Annotated in this window: 17 protein-coding genes and 2 pseudogenes; 9 read left to right on the top strand and 10 right to left on the bottom strand. The window is 58.1% G+C overall.

Translation table 11 applies throughout. The features are described 5' to 3' along the window. Positions 1–7 precede the first annotated feature (7 nt). Genes U5A56_RS33440 through U5A56_RS33465 form a run of 6 tightly spaced genes read left to right on the top strand, consistent with a single transcriptional unit; the run spans position 8 to position 7,096 of the window. Positions 8–1,234: an amino acid deaminase/aldolase gene (locus U5A56_RS33440; RefSeq protein ID WP_124522551.1), complete on the top strand. Its 1,227-nt coding sequence runs from the start codon at positions 8–10 to the stop codon at positions 1,232–1,234. Positions 1,235–1,257: 23 nt separating this feature from the next. Beyond that, a complete protein-coding gene (locus tag U5A56_RS33445) occupies positions 1,258–2,571 on the top strand; it encodes a D-arabinono-1,4-lactone oxidase (protein WP_321926798.1) in 1,314 nt (437 codons plus the stop codon). Positions 2,572–2,588: 17 nt separating this feature from the next. Further along, positions 2,589–4,025 carry a coniferyl aldehyde dehydrogenase gene (locus tag U5A56_RS33450; RefSeq protein WP_260427835.1) on the top strand — a complete coding sequence of 479 codons (1,437 nt, stop codon included), beginning with the start codon at positions 2,589–2,591 and terminating at the stop codon, positions 4,023–4,025. 53 nt (positions 4,026–4,078) lie between these two features. Next, positions 4,079–5,281: an MFS transporter gene (locus U5A56_RS33455; RefSeq protein WP_260427836.1), complete on the top strand. Its 1,203-nt coding sequence runs from the start codon at positions 4,079–4,081 to the stop codon at positions 5,279–5,281. 30 nt (positions 5,282–5,311) lie between these two features. After that, entirely contained in the window at positions 5,312–6,193 is an 882-nt protein-coding gene (locus U5A56_RS33460) for an SMP-30/gluconolactonase/LRE family protein (RefSeq protein WP_321926800.1), read from the top strand. 54 nt (positions 6,194–6,247) lie between these two features. Further along, complete coding sequence (locus U5A56_RS33465) at positions 6,248–7,096, top strand: SDR family NAD(P)-dependent oxidoreductase (protein WP_124522557.1); 849 nt, start codon at positions 6,248–6,250, stop codon at positions 7,094–7,096. A 61-nt stretch (positions 7,097–7,157) separates the two neighbouring features. Here the strand turns inward: U5A56_RS33465 and U5A56_RS37230 are convergent, their stop codons facing one another. From U5A56_RS37230 to U5A56_RS33475, 3 genes are all read right to left on the bottom strand, one after another. After that, positions 7,158–7,418, bottom strand: a complete 261-nt coding sequence (locus tag U5A56_RS37230; RefSeq protein ID WP_409364194.1) for a transposase — start codon at positions 7,416–7,418, stop codon at positions 7,158–7,160. A gap of 349 nt (positions 7,419–7,767) precedes the next feature. Next, complete coding sequence (locus U5A56_RS33470; protein WP_321926802.1) at positions 7,768–8,886, bottom strand: porin; 1,119 nt, start codon at positions 8,884–8,886, stop codon at positions 7,768–7,770. A 4-nt stretch (positions 8,887–8,890) separates the two neighbouring features. Continuing rightward, positions 8,891–10,351 carry an NCS1 family nucleobase:cation symporter-1 gene (locus tag U5A56_RS33475; protein WP_124522563.1) on the bottom strand — a complete coding sequence of 487 codons (1,461 nt, stop codon included), beginning with the start codon at positions 10,349–10,351 and terminating at the stop codon, positions 8,891–8,893. A gap of 619 nt (positions 10,352–10,970) precedes the next feature. Between U5A56_RS33475 and U5A56_RS33480 the strand changes: the two are divergent. After that, positions 10,971–12,033, top strand: a pseudogene (locus tag U5A56_RS33480) (IS3 family transposase). A 292-nt stretch (positions 12,034–12,325) separates the two neighbouring features. On the opposite strand, the gene U5A56_RS33485 reads toward U5A56_RS33480, so the two are convergent. After that, the gene (locus U5A56_RS33485; RefSeq protein ID WP_321926805.1) at positions 12,326–12,790 is read right to left on the bottom strand and encodes a DUF2147 domain-containing protein; all 465 of its coding nucleotides are present in this window, start codon (positions 12,788–12,790) and stop codon (positions 12,326–12,328) included. 225 nt (positions 12,791–13,015) lie between these two features. Here U5A56_RS33485 and U5A56_RS33490 point away from each other — a divergent pair. Together U5A56_RS33490 and U5A56_RS33495 are read left to right on the top strand one after the other, a co-directional pair. Then, positions 13,016–13,194: pseudogene (locus U5A56_RS33490) on the top strand (helix-turn-helix domain-containing protein); the annotation flags it as partial. After that, complete coding sequence (locus U5A56_RS33495; protein WP_321926807.1) at positions 13,184–13,414, top strand: hypothetical protein; 231 nt, start codon at positions 13,184–13,186, stop codon at positions 13,412–13,414. The pseudogene U5A56_RS33490 and the gene U5A56_RS33495, both read left to right, overlap by 11 nt. Before the next feature lie 249 nt (positions 13,415–13,663). Here U5A56_RS33495 and U5A56_RS33500 read toward each other — a convergent pair whose 3' ends face one another. The 6 genes from U5A56_RS33500 to U5A56_RS33525 all read right to left on the bottom strand — a co-directional run. After that, positions 13,664–14,767 carry a porin gene (locus U5A56_RS33500; protein ID WP_321926809.1) on the bottom strand — a complete coding sequence of 368 codons (1,104 nt, stop codon included), beginning with the start codon at positions 14,765–14,767 and terminating at the stop codon, positions 13,664–13,666. Between the two features lie 347 nt (positions 14,768–15,114). After that, positions 15,115–16,197 carry a hypothetical protein gene (locus U5A56_RS33505; RefSeq protein ID WP_321926810.1) on the bottom strand — a complete coding sequence of 361 codons (1,083 nt, stop codon included), beginning with the start codon at positions 16,195–16,197 and terminating at the stop codon, positions 15,115–15,117. Positions 16,198–16,208: 11 nt separating this feature from the next. Further along, positions 16,209–17,681 carry a glucose-6-phosphate dehydrogenase gene (gene zwf / locus U5A56_RS33510; RefSeq protein WP_124921790.1) on the bottom strand — a complete coding sequence of 491 codons (1,473 nt, stop codon included), beginning with the start codon at positions 17,679–17,681 and terminating at the stop codon, positions 16,209–16,211. Further along, positions 17,678–18,610: a carbohydrate kinase gene (locus U5A56_RS33515; protein ID WP_321926812.1), complete on the bottom strand. Its 933-nt coding sequence runs from the start codon at positions 18,608–18,610 to the stop codon at positions 17,678–17,680. Before U5A56_RS33515 ends, zwf begins: the two co-directional genes overlap by 4 nt. A 16-nt stretch (positions 18,611–18,626) precedes the next feature. Further along, on the bottom strand, positions 18,627–20,225 hold the full coding sequence (gene pgi / locus U5A56_RS33520; protein ID WP_321926814.1) for a glucose-6-phosphate isomerase: 1,599 nt from the start codon (positions 20,223–20,225) through the stop codon (positions 18,627–18,629). Between the two features lie 33 nt (positions 20,226–20,258). Further along, positions 20,259–20,784: substrate-binding domain-containing protein (locus tag U5A56_RS33525; RefSeq protein ID WP_321926816.1), on the bottom strand; the 526-nt coding region annotated here is incomplete at its 5' end.

Below are 20,784 nucleotides of genomic sequence, written 5' to 3' on the forward strand. Positions count from 1 at the left end.
TTTTGATATGAACCAGATGCACGTTCCTGCTGGCACCGGCGATGCGGTGCGAAGCTATACGTACTACAAAAATGCGCTTGATGGTCATCGGTTGCCAGCAGCGTTTGTCGATCTTGACAGCTTTGATGCAAATCTGATCGGCTTGGGCGCGCGTGCCGGCGGCATTCCCATCCGACTGGTAACAAAATCGGTCCGCTCGTTGCCGGTCATCCGAAGGATCTTGAGCACAGCACCGTTTTTTCGTGGTTTGCTGTGCTATTCGGCTGCAGAGGCAGCGTGGTTGGCAGGCGAAGGTCTCGACGACATCGTGGTTGCTTACCCAACTGTCGAAAAGGAAGACCTTCTTGCCGTCGCAGTACGGCTGCGCGAGGGGTGCTCGATTACCTTGATGGTGGATGACGCCGCGCAGGTGGCGGCCATCAATGAAATCGCTGCGGTCGAGAATGTCGTTTTCCCTCTGGCAATCGATCTTGACATGTCATCATCGTTTCCAGGCATCTATTTTGGTGTACATCGATCACCCATTAGAGGTGTACAAAGCGCAATAGAAGTCGCGCGCGCCATTGCATGTCTAGCTGGAGTGCGGCTAGATGGACTGATGGGCTATGAGGGGCAAATTGCGGGTCTGATGGATGCGGTACCGGGCGAGCGACTGCGCAGCAACATAATCCGCATCCTGAAGCGCAAGTCAAACATCGAGGTTACGCAGCGTCGCCAGAATGTTGTTCAAGCATTGGCTGCAGCGGGGCATCCGCTGCGCTTTGTAAATGGGGGGGGGACCGGCAGTCTGGAAACCACTCGAGCTGACGCGTCCGTTACTGAACTTGCAGCAGGTTCGGGACTCTATGGGCCGACTTTGTTTGATCACTATTCAGCTTTCTGCGTCAAGCCGGCGGCTGGCTTTGCATTGCCTGTGACGCGTGTTCCGAAAGCCGGAGTTGTTACGTGTGCTGGCGGTGGTTATATCGCTTCTGGACCAGCTGGCAAGAGCCGATTGCCACAGCCGTGGTTGCCTGCGAACTGTTCCTTGATTGACAACGAAGCTGCCGGCGAAGTCCAAACTCCGGTTCGGCATCCTGCCAACGTCGCGATACGTGTGGGGGATCCGATGATTTTTCGACATGCTAAGGCAGGGGAGCTGTGCGAACGCTTTAACGAGTTGCTCCTTATCCAGAACGGTGAGGTCGTTGACCGGGTATCGACTTACCGAGGCTCGGGCAAGAGTTTCCTCTGATACCACTAAGCTGGGAGCTGACTATGTGGCGCAACTGGTCCGGTTACCTGAGTTCTCCCCACGCAACCCTCTTGACCCCTGCATCGTGCGCCGAAATGGCGAACGCGCTTGTCAATGGGGAAGCATACCATCGGCCTGTTCGTGCGGTCGGTGCGGGCCACTCATTCTCCCCGCTGGTATGCACGGAGGGCACGATTGTTTCGCTTGATCGGCTTCAAGGAATTGTTGATATCGATGTCAGGCGGCGACGCGTTCGGGTTCAAGCCGGGACCAGATTAGCGACGCTTGGAGAGGCGCTTTTTGCCAAGAACCTTGCGATGGAGAACCTCGGGGACATCAATATCCAATCCGTCGCTGGCGCGATCAATACCGGCACTCATGGTACGGGAATAACGCTCGGAAATCTGGCTACCCAGGTTGCCGGGTTCACGCTCATGAAAGCAGACGGAAAACAGATTATTGCAAGCAAGTCAGAAAATCCAGATTTGTTCAATGGTGGACGAATCGCTTTAGGCGCCCTCGGCATTCTGACAGAAGTCGATCTGAATGTTGTGCCTTCATTTAGGCTAAGACTGCAGCGCGGCCGCATGCCGTTAGAGCAATGTCTGGATCAAGCGCAGACCATTATTGGGGCCCATCGCTGCTTTGAGTTTTACTGGCTACCTCATACCGAAACGGTTCTCACGAAGAGCTGGGATGTTACGCAGGATGCCCCTTCGACCAAAAACTGGCGACGCTTTGTAGCCGAGGAAATTCTCGAGAATACAGTGTTCGGATTGTTGTGTAGGTTCGGGAGTTGGCTGCCTGCGCTATGCCCACAGATTAGCCGTATTTGCGCTTCGCTGATCCGATCCGACGAACACATCGCGGCGAGCCACCAAGTACTTTCTGCATCGCGCAAGGTTCGTTTCAATGAGATGGAGTGGGCGCTACCGGCGCGGCACGGAGCCGATGCGCTTCGCGAAATCAAGGCGTTTATTTCAAGAAAGAAATTTCCCTTGATGTTTCCTATCGAGGTCCGTTGGGTCCAAAGGGACGACATCTGGCTAAGTCCGGATTTTGAACGAGACAGTATGCATATCTCCGTTCACCAGTATCGCGGAATGCCCGACGAGTGTTACTTTGACGGGGTGCAGGCAATCTGCTTAAGCTATGGTGGTCGACCGCATTGGGGCAAGGTGCATTCGCTGGACGCAAAGGAACTGAAAAAACTGTATCCCAGGTGGGACGACTTCCTATCGTTACGCGAACGTATGGATCCCGCAGGGGTTTTCCTAACACCTTATTTGCGCTCCCTGTTCGGCTTGGATCGTCGGTCGAACTGGGCTAATCATTGACCACCGGAGAATGACGTTTGAACGCACCGCTTGGCTTGACTGCTCCCCCCGGCGATCCACTGATCGGCCTCCGAATGATACTCAATCACCAGAGAATGGCCGCCGCGCGTAGCGGCGTGCCGACCTATCACCAACGAATGACATCGCTCGCCGCGCTCGCCGGTATGGTGAAGACGCATCGACAAGAGTTCATTCACGCTATCTCGGACGATTTCGGAAATCGGGCGAAAGAGGAGACGGAGTTGGGCGAGTTGATGCCTGTGTTCAATGCGATTAAGAACGCGCGGAAACATCTCAAATCGTGGATGCGGCCTCAGAAGCGTCAGGTTGGGATGGCTTTCAGGCCCGCGCGAGCCAATATCGTTTATCAACCGCTCGGTGTCGTCGGCATCATCGCCCCTTGGAATTATCCGTTGACCCTTACATTGGTACCACTCGCTGAAGCGCTGGCTGCAGGCAACCGAGTCATGATAAAACCCTCGGAATTGACTCCGCGGACCTCGGAGTTGCTGAAATCGCTCGTACAAGCGACGTTTCCTTCAGATCTTGTTCAAGTTGTAACGGGCGGTCCAGATGTTGCGACGGCGTTCTGCGCTTTACCTTTCGATCATCTGCTATTTACCGGATCCACGCGTATTGGCAGAGAAGTCATGACTGCTGCAGCGCCGAACCTCACGCCGGTTACGCTGGAGCTAGGCGGGAAATCCCCGGTAGTTGTATGTCGTGACTATTCACTCGAAAAAATCGCACGTATCGTGGCAATCGGAAAGCTATTTAATGCGGGGCAGACCTGCGTCGCTCCTGACTATGCACTGGTTCCCCGAGAAATGCAGGCACGATTTTCCGATTTATTCCTCGACGCTGCGAGCGCACTATATCCGACGGTGACTGGCAATCGTGACTACACATCAATCATCTCCGAGCGACATTATCAGCGATTGATGGGAATGATAGAGGAAGTGCGGTCGGCAGGTGCAACAGTTCGTCAGCTCCATGATCCAGACTCTGCTAGAGAACGAAAGATCGTACCAACTATAGTCAGTGGCATGTCTCTCGATGCCCCGATTATGCGGGAAGAGATTTTTGGGCCGATCTTGCCGATCGTCGCCTATGACACGCTCGACGACGCTATCGAATTCATCAATAAGCGACCAAAGCCGCTCGCGCTTTATTGCTTTTCCAATAGCTCGTCCAACGTTAAGGCATTGCTCGATCAAACACAATCAGGCGGGGTAACGATCAATGGGACCATGTTGCACGCTACGCAGGAAGATCTTCCATTTGGTGGCGTTGGGGAAAGCGGTATAGGTTCCTATCACGGGCGCGATGGGTTCATCCGCTTCTCGCATGCACGTGGCGTGATGACTATGAGCCGATTCAACATGTCTCACCGCGTTGCAGCGCCATATGGTCGAATGACGCGATTTATATCGCGGATATTCCTCGGGAAATAATTTATTCGATTAAACATTCTATTTTTTTAACATCCACAAGGAAGGATTGCGTGATGAGCGGATCTACGATGCCTGCGGACGATATGCTAAGGCCGGAACTGAGGGGAGGGGCGGTATGCCGGCTTGCGCTGGCGTATAGCACAGCAACGAACGGGTTGGTTCTCACACCCTTCCTCGTGACAGCGATCATGGCTCGTTTTCGTCTTGACGAAGGGACGGCAACCGGAATCGCTAGTCTGGAGATCCTCGGGGTTGCGCTCAGCTGCGCCTTGTTACCCAGGTGGATTGCACGCGCTGCGAACGCTCTGACAGTCGTCGGTCTTATTGGCGCTATTGTCGCACAGATATTGAGTGCTCTGGCGCCGACGGCAATGGCAATAAGCGTCGCACGAGGAGTCGCAGGAGTCTTTGAAGGGATCCTTTTCGTGGTCGTTGCATCTGGCATCTCACATAGAAGATCGGCGGATCGTCTTTGGGGGCTATTGAACCTCATTGCAGGCGGAGTCAACGGCACCGTGCTTGTCGCGGCCTCACTGCTACCGGAGCGGTGGATAGGCCACTGGTTGTTTCTGATGCTTGCAGCGCTGATCGTGATCATGACACCAGCTATCGCAAAGGCTGGCCAATACGCATCCATCGGGAATAGCCGCGCCACCAAGCAAAAGCCGGTGGACTTGCCGAAGAGGCTCGTCTTTTCGATATGGCTGGTAACAGTTCTCATCTACGGCATCCAGGCCTCGCAATGGGCGGTGGCCGGGGTTGTCGGTGCGCATGCCGGGCTGTCCCCGTCGACTATCGGAGTTCTACTTTCCGTTTCTTCTTTGCTCGGTTTTGCAGGGGCAATTGTCCCATCACAGCGTGCAGTGCATGCGCATCGCCTGAAGATAATTTGGCTGGCGCAGATTGCCATGATCGGATCCATCATCGGATTCTTCTCATCGACAAGTAGCTCTTCATACTTCTTTAGTCAGCTTGTACTCAACTGCTCGCTGTTCGTCGTTATTCCGTTCCTAACGGGTTTGCTGTCGGAAATCGATCCGGACGGTTCGCTGGTGTCCCGAACAGTCGTCATCACATTTATTGGTGCTGGCGCGGGTACCGCCTTGGCCGGCGGACTGTTCGATTATTTCGGTAGTCAGCAGTTTGCAATCCTGTTGTGTATCGGGATAACTGTGGCATTTCCATTTGTTTGGTCAGCATTGAGAGGGGCAAGCCGACACGCGGAAAGTACGACATCGCAACCGATGTCATCTTGAATTAGAATTTTTATAATCGGGAAATGCATCATGAACGTGATTGAACCGTCAGTCGCCATTTGTACTGAAATTCCGTTTGAAATTGCCGAAAGTCCGCTATGGGATGACGGCAGGGCAGTTCTATGGTTTGTCGACATCAATGGTCGAGCGGTTCATTCGTTTGATCCAGTTACAGGAAAAGTTGCTGCGTATCCGATGCCGGAACGTGTCGGGAGTCTCGGTCTGGTAACCGATGGTCGACTCATTGTTGCAGTCAAGACGGGGATTCACTTCTTCGAACCAACAACAGGTGATTTTCAGTTTCTAGTTGATCCGGAAGAAGATCGACCCGGTAATCAACTCAATGATGGGAAAGTTGGTCCAGATGGATGCTTCTGGGTGGGAAGCATGGACGAAAACAGCAGCAACATCTCTGGTGCGCTTTACCGCATTACACCAACAGGTGAATCTTTTCGTGTGAAGGATGGTCTATTCATTTCGAACGGACTAGCGTGGAGCCCTGATGGAAAGACTATGTATCACGCAGACGGATTAAGTCCAACAGTAAAAGCGTTCGATTTTGATAAGGCGACTGGTTCTATCTCTAACGAACGTGATTTTGTAACGCTGGATCATGAGAAATTCGGTTGGCCAGACGGGGCTACGGTCGATGCGGATGGTAATTACTGGAGCGCAGGCATCTTCAAAGGACGAGTAAATCAGATTTCCCCCGACGGGAAATTATTGCGAAGTTTTCAATTGCCGGTAGCTGGCATTACGATGCCTTGCATTGGTGGGCAACGCGGTAATACCTTGTTCGTCACCTCGCTTGCCGCTGATCTTGACGAAGGTCGCCAGGAGGGCACCCTTATGTCGTGTGAAGTCGACGTGCTTGGCGTGCCGTGTTACCGCTTCGGTAGTCCAGCGTCGTGATCGTATTTTCGGCAACCAATGAATTCCATACATCCTTCTAAAAATGGAGTAACAATGACCTCAAAAAAAAATCAACGATCCCAGGTTATTCTATTAACTGGTGCCGCGAGCGGTATCGGTGCCGCGAGCGCACGATTGGCCGTAGAGCTTGGCCACAGCGTGATGCTTGCCGACATCAATATCAACGGTGCCCGTAGTGTTGCTGCCTCCCTCGGCGAACGTGCTGCAGCATTGGAGCTTGATATTCGTTCGCCGGAACAGTGGAGCCTGGCACTTGAGGAGACGACGCAGCGCTTCGGCCCAATAGACATACTCATCAACAATGCGGCCATCGTTTGCACAGGATTCGCTCGAGATGTACCGCTCGAGGATCATCAACGTACGATTGATATCAATTTCATGGGGCCCTTGAAAGGAATCCTCGCCGGCATCAACTACTTCAAAAAGCAAGGCCGCGGACATATCGTGACCGTATGTAGCATGACATCGTTTCTGCCGTTCCCGGGAATAGCAAGCTACGGTGCTTCAAAACATGCCCTAAGGGCATTTCACCATGCGGTCGCTTTAGAAGAGAGAAATAGTCCGATTGATTTCACCATCCTGCATCCGACCGCTACAGAAACACCAATGCTCGAGCAAGAAGCTAGCGATGATGCCGCTTCGCTAGCGTTTGTCGCTGACGCTGTAACTCCTGATTTTGTGGCAAAAACACTTTTTACTGCGATTAGGAAAAAGTCGGTGGAAGTATTCATGCCCCCCGAGCAGGCGGCGGCGATCCGCATGCTGGGAACAAACCAGAAGAAGATGCGTGAGCTCGTCGAGACAATGGAAGCAATCGGGAGAGACTCCCAGCTCGCCAGAAGGGCTGCCAAGGGCATGCATGACCCAGTACAGATCGCATAGGAGAACGAGTTGAAGATTACCCCATCTATCTATACTGATGCGATTTTGCCAACCCCTGATTTTAGTCTGGATTGCAGATAGAGTCCGAGGTTAAAAACCGCTGCGTTGCATCGTGCGCCCGGGCAAACTGCGCGGGCGTCAGATCGCCGAGCGAACTATGAAGTCGTTCGGTGTGTACTCGACCTCGCCATTTCTCAATTGGACGCATGACGTGGCGCGTTGACGCGAACAGATGCTCGTTCAGGCAATCATCGTGGAACCGCCCGTTGATGCTCTCGATGTAGGTATTCTCCACCGACATACCAGGCCGAATGAATGACAGCCTGGCGCCTGCTTCGCAGCCAGCACCTTACCGGCGAACTCCGGTCGGTTGTCCAAGATGACGGATATAGGCAAGCCTTGCATCTCCTTGAGTCGATCAAGCACTTGCTGGACTCGTAAGCCCGGCAGCGAAGCTCCAAGATGGAAGTGGCCCGAGGAAATCAAGCAGGTCAAAGTGAACTCTGATGGTTCCGCGGGTAGCCGTCGTATGTGCCGACAGTAGTGAAGTTCATGCGATTGTGGACGTTGCGCTCTTGGTCGATGCATTTGTTTGGCAATTTCGACATCAAGAACGGCAACGTATCCATTTTCAAGGATTTTCGCCTTCGGCTAGCTCCTACGTTGGCGCACTAGAAGGCATGTCGCACACCGACAGTTAATGCGGTCTGCGTTGAGTTTGGCAAACCACCGTACGTGCCTGGCAGCGGCGTGTCGACATTGTACATTGCCTCTGTTGCGCCACCAGAGTTCGACAAAAACGCAACGTTTGCGATCAGTGACGTGCGTTTCGATAGTGAATAGGTCGCCAGGAGCCGGTATTCAGAGGTATGGTTGTGCGCCGTGGTGTTCTGCTTATATAGATAGTCACCGGAGAGTATGACCGTCGGGATCGCGACGAAGTCGATTCCCGCCTCGTAGACGTTCGCGTTCTGCGCAGGTTGACTCGGGATGGACTGAAATGTGCCCGGGCCCGTGATGTTGGCGTGCGCATAGCCCAGACGCGCTCGGACGGGACCGAAGTCGTAGCGAATGCCGGCCGTCGCAAGCTTGTATTTGCCGCCACTGGCTGATGATGTATTTTCCTGGTCGTAGGTTGCTGCAACGTACAGTGGGCCCGTTGTATAGCGCGCGCCGACGTTGACGACAGAACCGCGGGTGAAGTCGCCTGCGAACCCGCCGAATGAATAGAAGCCTGCTACCTGCAGACCGCCGAATGTCGGCGAAACATATTTCACGGCGTTGTTGTAGTACTCACTGATCGCATCGAATTCGTGGAGCTTGAATGGTGCGCCTGAGTTGTAGCCGGCGCCAAATACGCTGCCCACGAGCCAATCGTCGTTCAGGTTCCATTGGTGTCCGAAGGTCAGCGTGCCGGATGGACTATCGAACCCGACGTAGGCGTTACGGTCGAACGTGCCCGCGTTTGGATTGTCCATGCGCCCGGTCGATGGATTGAAACCCATCTGCAGATTGAAGATCGCACGCAGTCCTCCGCCGAGATCCTCCGAACCCTTCATGCCGAACGTCGAGACGCCTAGGATGCTGTCCTGCGCTTTGAATACGGTCTGGCTGCCATTGCCGATGTGGTTGGCGTACGCAAAGCCGGTGTCGATCATCCCATATGCCGTAACAGACGATTGCGCGTTGGCCGAGCCGGCCATCAAGCTGAGCGCCGTTGCGCCGACAAAGCCGAAAGTAGATGTTTTCATCATAATGAAGATTTGATTTCCTTGAGGAACATGTTCCATGCGATTACGCACGGCGCGAAGCTAATGCGTAGAACAGAGCACCGAGGCCGGCACCAACAAACCATGAGAAATTCGCAAGGCCCTTCAGAGACGGCACGAGGACGCATGCAACCGCTATTGCTGCGGCCGGGATCAATGCGAAGATCGCGGTGCGGTTCACGCCGCTGCTGTACCAGTACGCGCCGTGCTCCGACATCGAGTACAGGTCGTCAGTTGTTACTTTCTGGCGCTTTACGATGAAGTAATCTACGAGCAGCACGCCATACAGCGGACCGATGAAGCTGCCAAGCACGTCGAGCGTGTAATGGATCACGGCGGGGTTATTGAACAGATTCCATGGCGTAATGAAAACCGACGCGACGGCTGCGATCATTCCACCGACACGCCAACTGATGAGCTTTGGCGCAACGTTCGAGAAATCAAATGCAGGCGACACGAAGTTCGCAACGATGTTGATGCCGATCGTGGCGATCATGAACGTAAGTGCGCCGAGCACGACAGCGAACGGTTGGTCGATACGACCGACGGTCTCGACCGGGTCCGTTATCAACTGGCCGAACACCGGCAGTGTCGCGGATGTCGTGATCACCGTGACGAGCGAGAATGCAAGAAAATTGACCGGTAACCCCCAGAAGTTGCCTCGTTTCACAGCGGCGAACGACTTGCAGTAGCGCGAGAAGTCACCGAAGTTCAGCATCGGGCCGGAGAAGTACGACACGACGAGCGAGATCGCGGTGATCATTACTGGAACGCTGGACCAGCCGGTAAATTTCACCTCGCCTAGATTCAACGCAACGTTCCGAATCCCAGCGCGAGACACCATATAGCCGGCAAGAACAAACATGACGACGTAGACGGCCGGCCCGGCGAAGTCGATGAATTTCTTGATCGTCTCCATTCCGCTCCAGAACACGAATGCCTGGAGCACCCACAGCAGCATGAACGAACTCCATCCAAGGACTGATAGCCCAAGCCAGCCGTGCTGATGAACCTCCGCGTACGGCATCAGTGCAGGGACGAATTTGAGGACAACGATCACAAACGCGCTCGATGCGAGGTAGGTCTGAATTCCGTACCACGCGACTGCGATTAGCCCGCGAATTACGGCGGGCACATTTGCACCGAGCACGCCAAACGTCGCACGGCAGATCACCGGATAGGGCACGCCGTGGCGCTGACTCGATTTCGCGATCAGATTGCTGAAGAGGTTGACGATCACGATGCCGATCACAAGCGAAACGAGCACTTGCCAGCTGGCGAGTCCAAGTGCGAAAAGACTGCCCGCGAACACATATCCGCCCACGCTATGCACGTCGGACATCCAGAACGCGAAGATGTTGTAGGCCCCCCAATGTTGATCGGTGAGCGGGGCGAGATCCTCGTTGTATAGGCGATCGCTATAACGGGATCGTGGGTCGGACCCGTGATCTGATTTAGGAACTGAAGCAGTGGTTAAGTCAGCCATGGCGCGGTCTCCAGATGGTACAACGAGCATGCCGAGTTGAATCGGATGAAGTAAAAAGCGTATGAGCACGAACACGTGCATGAACAAAAAACTTCGGAATCCTAAGACAAATACTAAAACGAGAAACCAGGAGGGTAGAGCGTGAAGATATGCGAGACATTCGAGGTCGACGTGCGTCGACCTTGATCTGACATCAATCGCAAACGAAGAACATCATTGGCGATGCATCATAACTTTGACAAAAATATTGTCAACAATCATCGTGACGACTTTCGCGAATAAAGTGTTTTAGCACCAGGAATGGGCGGAAAAGGTGCAAAAAGATAGCGTGTTAGCACCAAATTTGCGTGGTTGTGCACTAAAAAATTGCTAACAATCTGTAGTCTGATTGTCGAAAATTACTTTTCGCAATGGTGCCCAAAGCCAGTGCGCTGTCGTGCAGGTCGCGGCAGTGATCGTCACTTGTCGGATGGAAAATGGAGCGGCCTTCCGGCCTTCCCGTTTTCCCGGAGCTGAACCCGGCTGAGGAAGTTCAGCGTTGCGGATGTATGACCTGCGGGGATTCTTGCAGCCATTTGTCGAGCGAGTTCTCTTTTATCCTAGAGGCAAGGAGAACTCGATGAAGAAGCGATTTACCGACGAGCAGGTCATTCGAATCTTGCGCGAGGCCGAGAGCCGAGACGAACCGATGAATGATCTGTGCAAGCGCCACAACACTTCGGAACAGACGTTCTATCGTTGGCACAACAAGTTTGGTGGCATGGATGTGGCCGACGCCCGTCGGCTCGAGGATCTGGAATCGGAGAACGAGCAGCTCCAGCGCCTGATTGCCGATCAATTTCTGGTTTTCGACGACTTGAAGGAATTCAGCCGAAAAGATTGAGCACCCCAATGGGTTGGCGCGAAGCGCTGGAAGTCCTGATTCGGCGGGGTCTCTCGCAACGCAAGGCGCATGTTGTTATCTGGGGCCGAGTCGCCGGGTGGCCACCTATCCACTCAAGCAACCGGAGAAGGATCGGAGCCTGGGTCAGCGACTGAATGGCAGCCGCTCAGGAAGTGCCACACTTCGGCTACCGGCGGATCTCGGCCTGGCTGGCGCTGAGTGCATCGCGTGTGCGGCGAATGTGGCGAGCCATGCAGCTCAACATTCCGCGGCGGCGGCCTCGCCGTCGTCGTTGCGGCAACGATATTCGCCTGCCCGGTGCGACACAACTTTACTCGGTATGGAGCTACGACTTTGTGCACGACCAGGTGGACGGGCAAGCGTTGAGGATGCTTTGCGTGATCGATGAACACACCCGCGAGTGCCTGACGATCGAAGTCGGCGTCAGCTTGCGGTCGCAGGGTGCGATCCTGACGTTTTCGCGACTGATGCGGCTGTATGGCAAGCTCGCATTCGTCCGGTCTGGCGACGGCGCTGAATTTACTGCTGTCAAGGTCATGCGCTGGCTATGAAAGGCGAAATCGGTCCGGCCTTCATTGCGCCCGGAGGTCCGTGGCAAAATGGGTTCGTCGAGAGCTTTAACGGCATGCTGCGTGACAAATTGCTGAACCCGGAATGGTTCCGCAGCCGTGCGGAGGCCAGGGTGGTGCTCATTGAACGCTGGAGGCAGTTCTACAGCGAGCGTCGGCCTCATAGCGCGCATCGCTATCAACCTCCCGCCACGGGTCGTCGAGGCTAGCTGGATTCCGATAATATCGACAACTCACTGCCTGATTGGCTACAAAATTCCACCGCAGGTCATGTGCGTTCTTCGGACCATTCTTGTACCAAGAGTTGAACATCATTTCGTGATACCGCACCTGTGCCACGGAGTTGATGCTGACACCTCGCGCCCGGCCGTGAGCAGACGATGAGCCAGCGGGCGATGGCAATTGCCACCAGGTTCAGGGGCATCGTACCTTCCAGCAAGCTGCCATTTCGGTTTCCTCCGGCGGACGGTGAACGGAGGGCGCCACTCACATTCTCGATATTCAGTTTAAGTGAACTTGCGGACAACCTGTGGGTAATTGGTTGATGCGACTGAGTTCCTCCGTCTCACCGAATAGTTCAAGACCGATAAAGGAACGCATGGTCATCTTGTCGCCGACCACACGTAGCACTGTTTCGTAACGTTTGCGGGTGCGAGGGTCAAAGGCCCAGCCATCGCGCCATGCGCCGTTTGAAAAGTGCGACAGCTGCGCGACGCGGACACCGCAACTTGCTCGCCTCCCACCGGGAATTGCATCCTCGTCCCAAGCGATAACGCCGCAAAGTGTCTCGTTGTTGTCCGCGCAGGGGCGGAATTCGATCACGGCATCGTGTTCGGCTGTTACCCACAATCCGACGGAAGCTAGGCGGTCGGGGGCGGCGTCGCTTGCGAACGCGACAGTCGCAACAGAGAGATACACTGTGAGCGAAAGACGGAGAAGTTTAAATTTGCTGTTAACGAAATGCACGAATTGTCTCCTCTCTGAATGGGTTAGGGTGGCCCATACGGGCCTCCTAAGTCTGAATCGATGTTCGGCTGCCAGGAGTTACAAAGGTAGTCAGTCAAATTCTTCGACGCCAACGCAAAACCGGCCATTTATGTGGTTTGTTTCGGTCATGCGCCGCTCTCAGCGTTCTTGGTCTTAAGAGACTCACTCGCACGTGCCCATTAATCGTGCAAGATTCCTTAAGGTATCGACGAGTTTGCCGCACGCATGGCGTCGACGCCGCGCTCGCTCAAGCCAGAGGAACGTCGCTCGCTCCTGAAGGAACTGAAGGAGGGGGCGGTCTGCTCGAGGTCCGTCGCGCGATGGACACCATGGCCGTCCACCTGGGCGTATTACGCGCAATGGTGTACAGCGATGCCAAGTGATGCCACGCGCCTCCTCGTCGACAAGCATGTCGCCGAACCATTGCGCGTTCCGGATGACGTCATTGCGGCAGTGCGCGACGCTTTCGAACTATCCCGAAACGTCATGGCCGTCAATGCACATCAGACGCTCGGTGTGATTCGCGACCGCAGTCAAACAACGCTCGTTTCCCAGTCCAATTTGATCGGCAAGCCGGGCGATCTGTCGGCCACGTCGTCATGAACGTGCTCTCCATCTTCATGCCATTCCCGGCCTGCCCGTGAATTCCGTTTCGCTTGCGTGGCTGATTGCCGCGTCGCCACGGCGGGTGTCGTCATGCGTCCGGGCGGCTGGCCCGGCGCGCATTCCGATCGATTCAAGGCCCGGCATTCTGTCGATGCGTGCGGTGCGATGGCCTGACGGCGCATCGCACCCGGACGCGGCGCCAGAAGCGGCATGGCATGGCGCTTCCAACCCGTGAGCGAGATCGAATCAGAACAAATGCTGGATGCCCGCATAGACGCCCGTCTGGCTATGCCCGGGCGTCGGGTTGTCGTTGTAGCCGCCGCCGGCGATCGGGCCGCCGGCACCCGCCGCGTTCGACTCCAGACCGAAGTTCGCGTTCTTGCTGTTGCGAACGGTAGCAATCTGCATGTCGAAGAGCGTGCGCTTCGAGATGTTGTACGTGCCGCCCACCGTATAGATGTTGGCGTTGCCGCCGCCATGGTTTGCGTTGACGTGATAGACGGCACCGGTCAAGGCCGCAGCCGGCGTCGCCTGCCACGTGACGCCGCCCCAGACCTGCTGCGTCGACGTAATCCCGTTGTTGGCGGTCGGCGCGCCGTTCGCGTGCGAGGCCTGATAGGCCGCCTGCAGCTTGAACTGGCCGAGGAACACGTTCACGCCCGCGAAGTACTCCCGGGAATAGTTGAACACGTCCGAGAACTTGCCGTTGACGTCGCGCGCCTCGTCGTAGATGCCGCGCACCTGGAAGTACGGATTCGTGTAGGTCAGTTGCAGGCCGTCGGCACGACCTTGTGCGGTCGTGCCGTTACCATTCCAGCTGGTGGCGTTCGACAGCGAATACTGGCCGTACACGTCGAAACCGAAGAAGCTCGGCGACTGGTACGAAATGTTGTTGCTCGTCTTGTTCCAGTTGCGCCCGCGCACGAGCGAACCGGACGACCAGGACGTCTGGCCGAGCGGATCGAAGTCCCACAATCCGTTCGAAATCGAGAGCTCGCGGCCGAGCAGCAGCGTGCCGTAAGCGTCGTTGGAAAAACCGACCGTTGCCCAGCGATCCCAGATGGAGCCGGTGCCGCCGAGGCTGCCGTTCATCGCATTGAACGAGCCCTCGAGGTGGAAGACCGCCTTGTTTCCACCACCGAGATCCTCGGAGCCCTTCAAGCCCCACAGGCTGGTGCCCCAGTCGCCGCTCTCGGCACGCCAGCGGCTCGTCGTGCCGCCGTTGCCGTTGGCAATGCCGCTCAGGTACTCGATGCCGGCGTCGAGGCGGCCGTAGAGCGTGACACTGCTTTGTGCGTGGGCGACGATGCCTGCGGACATCAACGTGGCGGCGAGTATTGCTTTTTTCATAATTGGCTCCAAACCTGTCAGAAAGAAAACGTGTGACTGCGGCACAACAGACCCGGTCAGTTCTTTTATTGAATAAATTAAGGAAAACGAAGTTATCTGTCGTGAAAAACGGATCGCGTATCAACAGGGAAAGTGAAATGTTCTTCGCTTGCGGCATGTCCAGCCAGGCAAACTGGACGAAAAGGTCTCCTTGGTCGGTATTGATGTGGGACGAAACTACGGGCGATTCACGTAGTACAACTATTCATATATGAAATGCCGGACGGTCTGACGCTCATGAAGCCGGGCTTGCCCGGCGTCCCTTGCCGACGATCTGCAGCGCGATCGGTCCGATCCACGATGCACGCCTAACGTGCGGCGAGCACCTCGAATCGGTAGGCGATTTCAGTTGGCGTGTCAGGATTCAATGCAAGTGCCGTCCGGACCCCGCGGGAATTGATCGGATTGGGCGCGAGCGATGCCGCACGGCCAAGCTCGAATGCGCTCGCGACCGGCTCGATGCCCACGCAGAGGTTGCGGCCGTTCCACGGCGCGTACGCACGTCCGCGGTTGCTGATCCACAACAGCAGTGACGGCAGCGCATCGGCATCCCAGGTCAGGCGATAGCGTGCGCCGGCGACGGCGTCGGTCATCGTGACGGAACCGTCGATTCCGCAGAGCTGCAGGATTTCTTCCGTGGGCTGCGCGAGCGGCAGCTGGTCGAATGCACCGAAGCCGCCCTCGCCGAGCGGTACGCGCTCGAGTGATTCGAACGTCGCGCCGGCCAGCGCGCTCGATACGCGCGGTTCCGGACCTGCCGGGTGCACCATGCCGAAACGGTAGGTGCCGGGCTCGATTCGAAACGCGCCGGTGAGCGTCGGCAGCGCGAGATTCGGATGCAGACCGACGGGGCAGCGAGCCGACTTGCGCGCTTCGATACGGAGAACGATGTCGAAGGCAGCGCGAGCCGGATCGGCGCGCACGATGCGAGTCAGTCGTGCGATCGACGAGGTCTCGGGGTATTCGATTTCAATTTCGATCTCGTGCGCGGTTTGCCTCACGAGTGACCACACGCCGGTACAGCCGTAGCCATGCTGAAGGTCGTCGCTGGTGTCGAGTGCGACGTCATCCGGGACGATCGGCGTTGCGGCGGCCTTCCGCCAGCCGGGGGGCAGTCGGTCGGGAGAGTAGGGAACACCGAATGGCACGCACGGGAATTCGCTTCGCATGACGCCCAGCAGCCCCGCGGGTTGCGGCTCGGCCTGGCCGAGCCACGGCGCTTCGTAAAACGGACGGATCGTGCGGCCGCCTTGCTGTAATGCAACGCCGCCGAGCATACCTCCTGCTGCATGGAGATCGAACGCGCCGTGCGCCCATTTGAGATGCCAGACTGTATCCATTGCTTCGTCAGGTGTAGTCGGAGAAAACGCTTCCACGATAGGAAGAGGCATGCCGGAGCGGATCAGTTCTCTTCCTCGCTCCAGCAGGTGCCGTATCTCGCCAGCAACGCGCTGGCCTGCGCAGGCCCCCAGTTTCCGGCCGAATAGGGTTTGGGCGCCGTTTTCAGGTCGAGAATCGGCGCGACCCAGCGCCATGCGGCTTCCTGTTCGTCGCGACGCACGAACAGCGCGAGCCGGCCGGCGATCACGTCGAGCAACAGGCGCTGATACGCCTCCATCCGGTCTTGCCGAAAGAAGCGGTCGAACGCGAGATCGAGGTAGACGCCTTGCAAGGTCATGCCGAGCCCCGGCCGCTTCGCAAGCGTGCTCAGGCGAATCGATTCGTCCGGTTGCAGCTGGATCGTCAACCGGTTCGAGCCTGCCAGCAGCGCCGTCGGACCAAGCGTCGAATGCGGCGGGCGCTTGAACGTGACGACGATTTCAGCCACGCGTCGCGCCAGCCGCTTGCCGGTGCGCAGAAAGAACGGCACGCCGGCCCAGCGCCAGTTTTCGACCTCGGCCTTGAGCGCGACAAACGTCTCGGTCGGACTGTCGGCCCGGATCCCGGATTCGTCGAGGTAACCCGGTACCGACTCTCCGCGGACCACCCCCGCGCGATACTGTCCGCGCACGACGCTCTGATGCAAGGCTTCCTCGGTGAGCGGCTTGAGCGCGCGCAGCACGCGCAGCTTCTCGTCGCGCACGGCGTCGGCTTCCATCGACTGAGGCGGTTCCATGGCGACGATCGCAAGCAACTGCAGCAGATGGTTCTGCACCATGTCGCGCAGCGCGCCGGTCTGGTCGTAAAAGCCACCGCGCCCGCCGACGCCGAGTTCCTCGGCAACCGTGATCTGAATGTTGTCGATCCATTCACGGCGCCACAGAGGCTCGAACATCACGTTGGCGAACCGCAGCGCGAACAGGTTCTGCACGGCTTCCTTGCCGAGGTAATGATCGATCCGGTAGATCTGCTCTTCGGAAAAAATCTGGCCGACCGCATCGTTGATCGCCGTCGACGACGCGAGATCGTAGCCCAACGGCTTTTCGAGCACGATTCGCGAGGTCGGCGGGGCGAGCCCTGCCTGCGCGAGCGCGCGGCAAATCGGCACGAACAGCGATGGCCCTGTCGCCAGATAGAAGATCTGGCGCGACGACGCCGGCGAGAGCGCGTCGGCCAGACGCGAGAACGTGCCGGCCTGGCTTGCGTCGAGCGCCACGTACGAGAGCCGCTCGCGGAAGCCGCGCCACGCGCTTTCGTCGAACCGGGCCTGCGTCAGATGCGGTCGCACCGACACGTCGACCCAGTCGAGGTAGCCGGCCGTATCGAGTTCATTCTGCGCAACCGCGATGATGCGCCCCGCGGGGGCGAGCAGGCCATCGCGGTGAGCGGAGTAGAGCGCCGGCAGGATCTTGCGCATCGCGAGATCGCCGGTGCCGCCGAACAGCACGAATTCGAACGGAGCCTGGGTATCGGAGAACGGGAGGTGCGCATTCATGGCGTTTCGCTCGTGGCTGCGTTGGCCGATTCGATCAGCGCATGTACTTCGGCCGCCGTCGGCGCATAGGCGCCGGCGTGCGACGCGACGAGCGCCGCACAGGCGGCGGCGAACCGAAGATGTTCCGTCGCGGGCGCGTCCGGGCGCGTCAGCAGGCTCGCCATCCAGCTGCCGACGCACGCGTCGCCGCAGCCGACCGTGTCGGCGACCGTGACCTTGAAGCCCGGCTGAACCAGCGTTTCATCACCGGCGAAGAGTTCCATGCCGGCCGCGCCGCGCGTGACGAGCACCGCTGCCTGCGGCGCCCACGCACGGATTTGCGCGAGTGCGGCTGCCTCGTCGAATTGCGGGAACAGACCGGCGAGATCCTCGTCGGACACCTTGATGTAGTCCGAGAGGCCGATCATCGTGCGCAAGGTGTCGCGGTACGACGGGTCGGCCATCGGCGCACGAAAGTTGGGATCGAACGAAATCCGCTTGCCGGCGGCGCGCGCCGCGAGCGCAATGTTGATCAGACGCGAGGCGAGGGGCTCGCGCACCAGGCCGAGACAGCCGAAATGAATGATTTCGGCGGCGTCGAGCCAGTCCGAAGGCAACGCGGCGGGATCGAACGCTAGGTCGGCGCTATTCTCGCCGATGAAGAAATATTTCGGCGGCCGCGTCTCGACCACCATCGCAAGCAGCGGCGGTCGGTCGACCTGCTGCGTGAAGCGCATGTCGAGGCCGGCTTCGGCGCTCTTTCGCATGAGCTCGTCGCCGAATATGTCGGCGCTCACGGCACCGGCAAAGCCGGTCGGCGTGCCGAGGCGCGCGCCGACGCGTGCGACGTTCCAGCATGCGCCGCCGGCAACGCTGTGCCAGCGGTTCGTGTCGTCTCGAATGAAATCGGTCAGGGCTTCGCCGAAGATGACCAGTCGCGGTAGCTTCATGATGGGATTCGGGAGATCAGGCCGCAGCGTGGCGCCGCGTCTTGAAGCGGTTGATCAGTTGGTTGGTCGAGCCGTCGTGCGAGTGAATCTGCGCGGGGGTGAGTAACTCGCCTTCGATCGCGACCGCGAGCTTTTTGCCGAGTTCGACGCCCCATTGATCGAACGAATTGATCCGCCATACCACGCCTTGCACGAATACCTTGTGTTCGTACAACGCGATCAGCGCGCCGAGGGATGCCGGATCGAGCGTGTCCAGGCAGATCGTGTTCGTGGGCCGGTCGCCTTCGAAATTGCGATGAGGTTCGGTCGTCGAGCGCGATCCGTTCATCAATGCCTCCGACTGCGCGAAACAGTTTGCGACGAGGACGGCATGGTGATGATCGAACGCGTGATGCGGCCGCATGCACACGATGAAGTCGGTCGGGATGATCGCGGTGCCCTGGTGCAGGAGCTGGAAGAACGCGTGTTGCCCGTTCGTGCCCGGTTCGCCCCAGATGACCGGGCCGGTCGCGTAATCGACGCGCTCGCCGCCGAGCGTCACCGATTTGCCGTTGCTTTCCATGTCGAGCTGCTGCAGGTATGCGGGTAACCGATGCAGATAGTTGTCGTATGGCGCGATCAGCTGGCTCGTCGTAGCGAGGAAGTTCTGATGCCAGATGCCGATCAGGGCGAGCAGGACGGGCAGGTTGCGGGCAAGCGGTGCTTGCGCGAAGTGACGGTCCATCGCGTGCGCGCCGTCGAGCAGTTGCTCGAACGCGTCCATGCCGGCCATGATCGCGATCGGCAACCCGATGGCAGACCACAACGAGTAGCGTCCGCCCACCCAGTCCCAGAACGCGAACATGTTGCCGGTATCGATGCCGAATTCCGCAACGGCCGTGGCATTCGTGGAAACGGCGACGAAGTGGCGGGCGATCGCCGCGTCCGGCGCGCCGCTGTCGAGCAGCCAGGCGCGGGCGGTATGGGCGTTCAGGAGCGTCTCACGGGTCGTGAACGTTTTCGACGACACGATGAACAGCGTCGTCTCCGGGTTCACGCGCTTGAGCACTTCGGCGATGTCGGCTGCGTCCACGTTCGACACGAAATGCATCGTCAACCGTTCGTGCGCGTAAGGCTTGAGCGCCTCGCACACCATCTTCGGCCCCAGGTCCGAGCCGCCGATGCCGATGTTGACGACGTCGGTGATCTCGCGGCCCGTGTGGCCGCGCCATTCACCCGAGCGAACCGCGTGGGAGAAGCGCCGCATCCGGGCCAGCACGTCGCTGACCTGCCGCGACACGTCGACGTCGTCGACGATACGCGGCGTACCCGAACGGTCGCGCAGCGCGACGTGCAACACCGCGCGGTTCTCCGTGCGGTTGATGCGCTCGCCGGCGAACATCGCGTCGCGATACGCATCGACGCCCGCCTCCTGGGCGAGGGCGACCAGCAGGGCGATGGTTTCGTCGTCGACGGGGTTCTTCGAGTAGTCGACGAAAAGCCCGGCCGCCTCGAGGCTGAAGCGCGATGCGCGTGCCGGGTCGCGGTCGAATCGTGCGCGAATCGAGACGCCGGACAACGCGTCCCGATGGCTGGCGAGCGCGCGCCACGCGCGCGTTTGGGTCAGTGAGGTCATGGTCGTGTCAGGCCTGGGATGCGTTGGGACGGGTCAGTGCGAGCTCCAGCCTTTGTAAGCTTTCACGTTGTCGCGCGTGACGAGCGTCGGCTCGATCAGGATCATCGGGTTGGCCGGCTTCTGGCCGTTCATGATCCCGTAGCCGACGTTGACGGCCTGCTGCGCCATCGCCCACGGATCCTGGCTCGACGACGCCTGCACGAGCGTGTTCGACTTCAGCGCGACCTCGATGTCGGGCGCGCCGTCGACCGACGTGATCACGATGTTCGGGCGGTTCAGCTGCTTCGCCGCGAGATCGCTGCCGATCGCCTGCGGGTCGTTGATCGTGAACGCGCCGTCGAGCTTCGGAAAGCGCGTCAGGTAGCCCTGCATCGTGTTCATCCCGCCCTCGCGCGAGCCCTTGCCGTCCTGGTCGCTCGACAGCAGCTTGATGCCCGGGTTCTTCGCGAGCACGGTCTTGCAGCCGTTCACGCGATCGATCACGGCCGACACCTGCGGACCGTTCTCGATGATCACGTTACCCTTGCCGTTGAGCTTCTTCGCGAGGAAGTCGCACGCG

The sequence above is a fragment of the Burkholderia sp. BCC1998 genome (assembly GCF_905339875.1).
GTDB lineage: Bacteria > Pseudomonadota > Gammaproteobacteria > Burkholderiales > Burkholderiaceae > Burkholderia.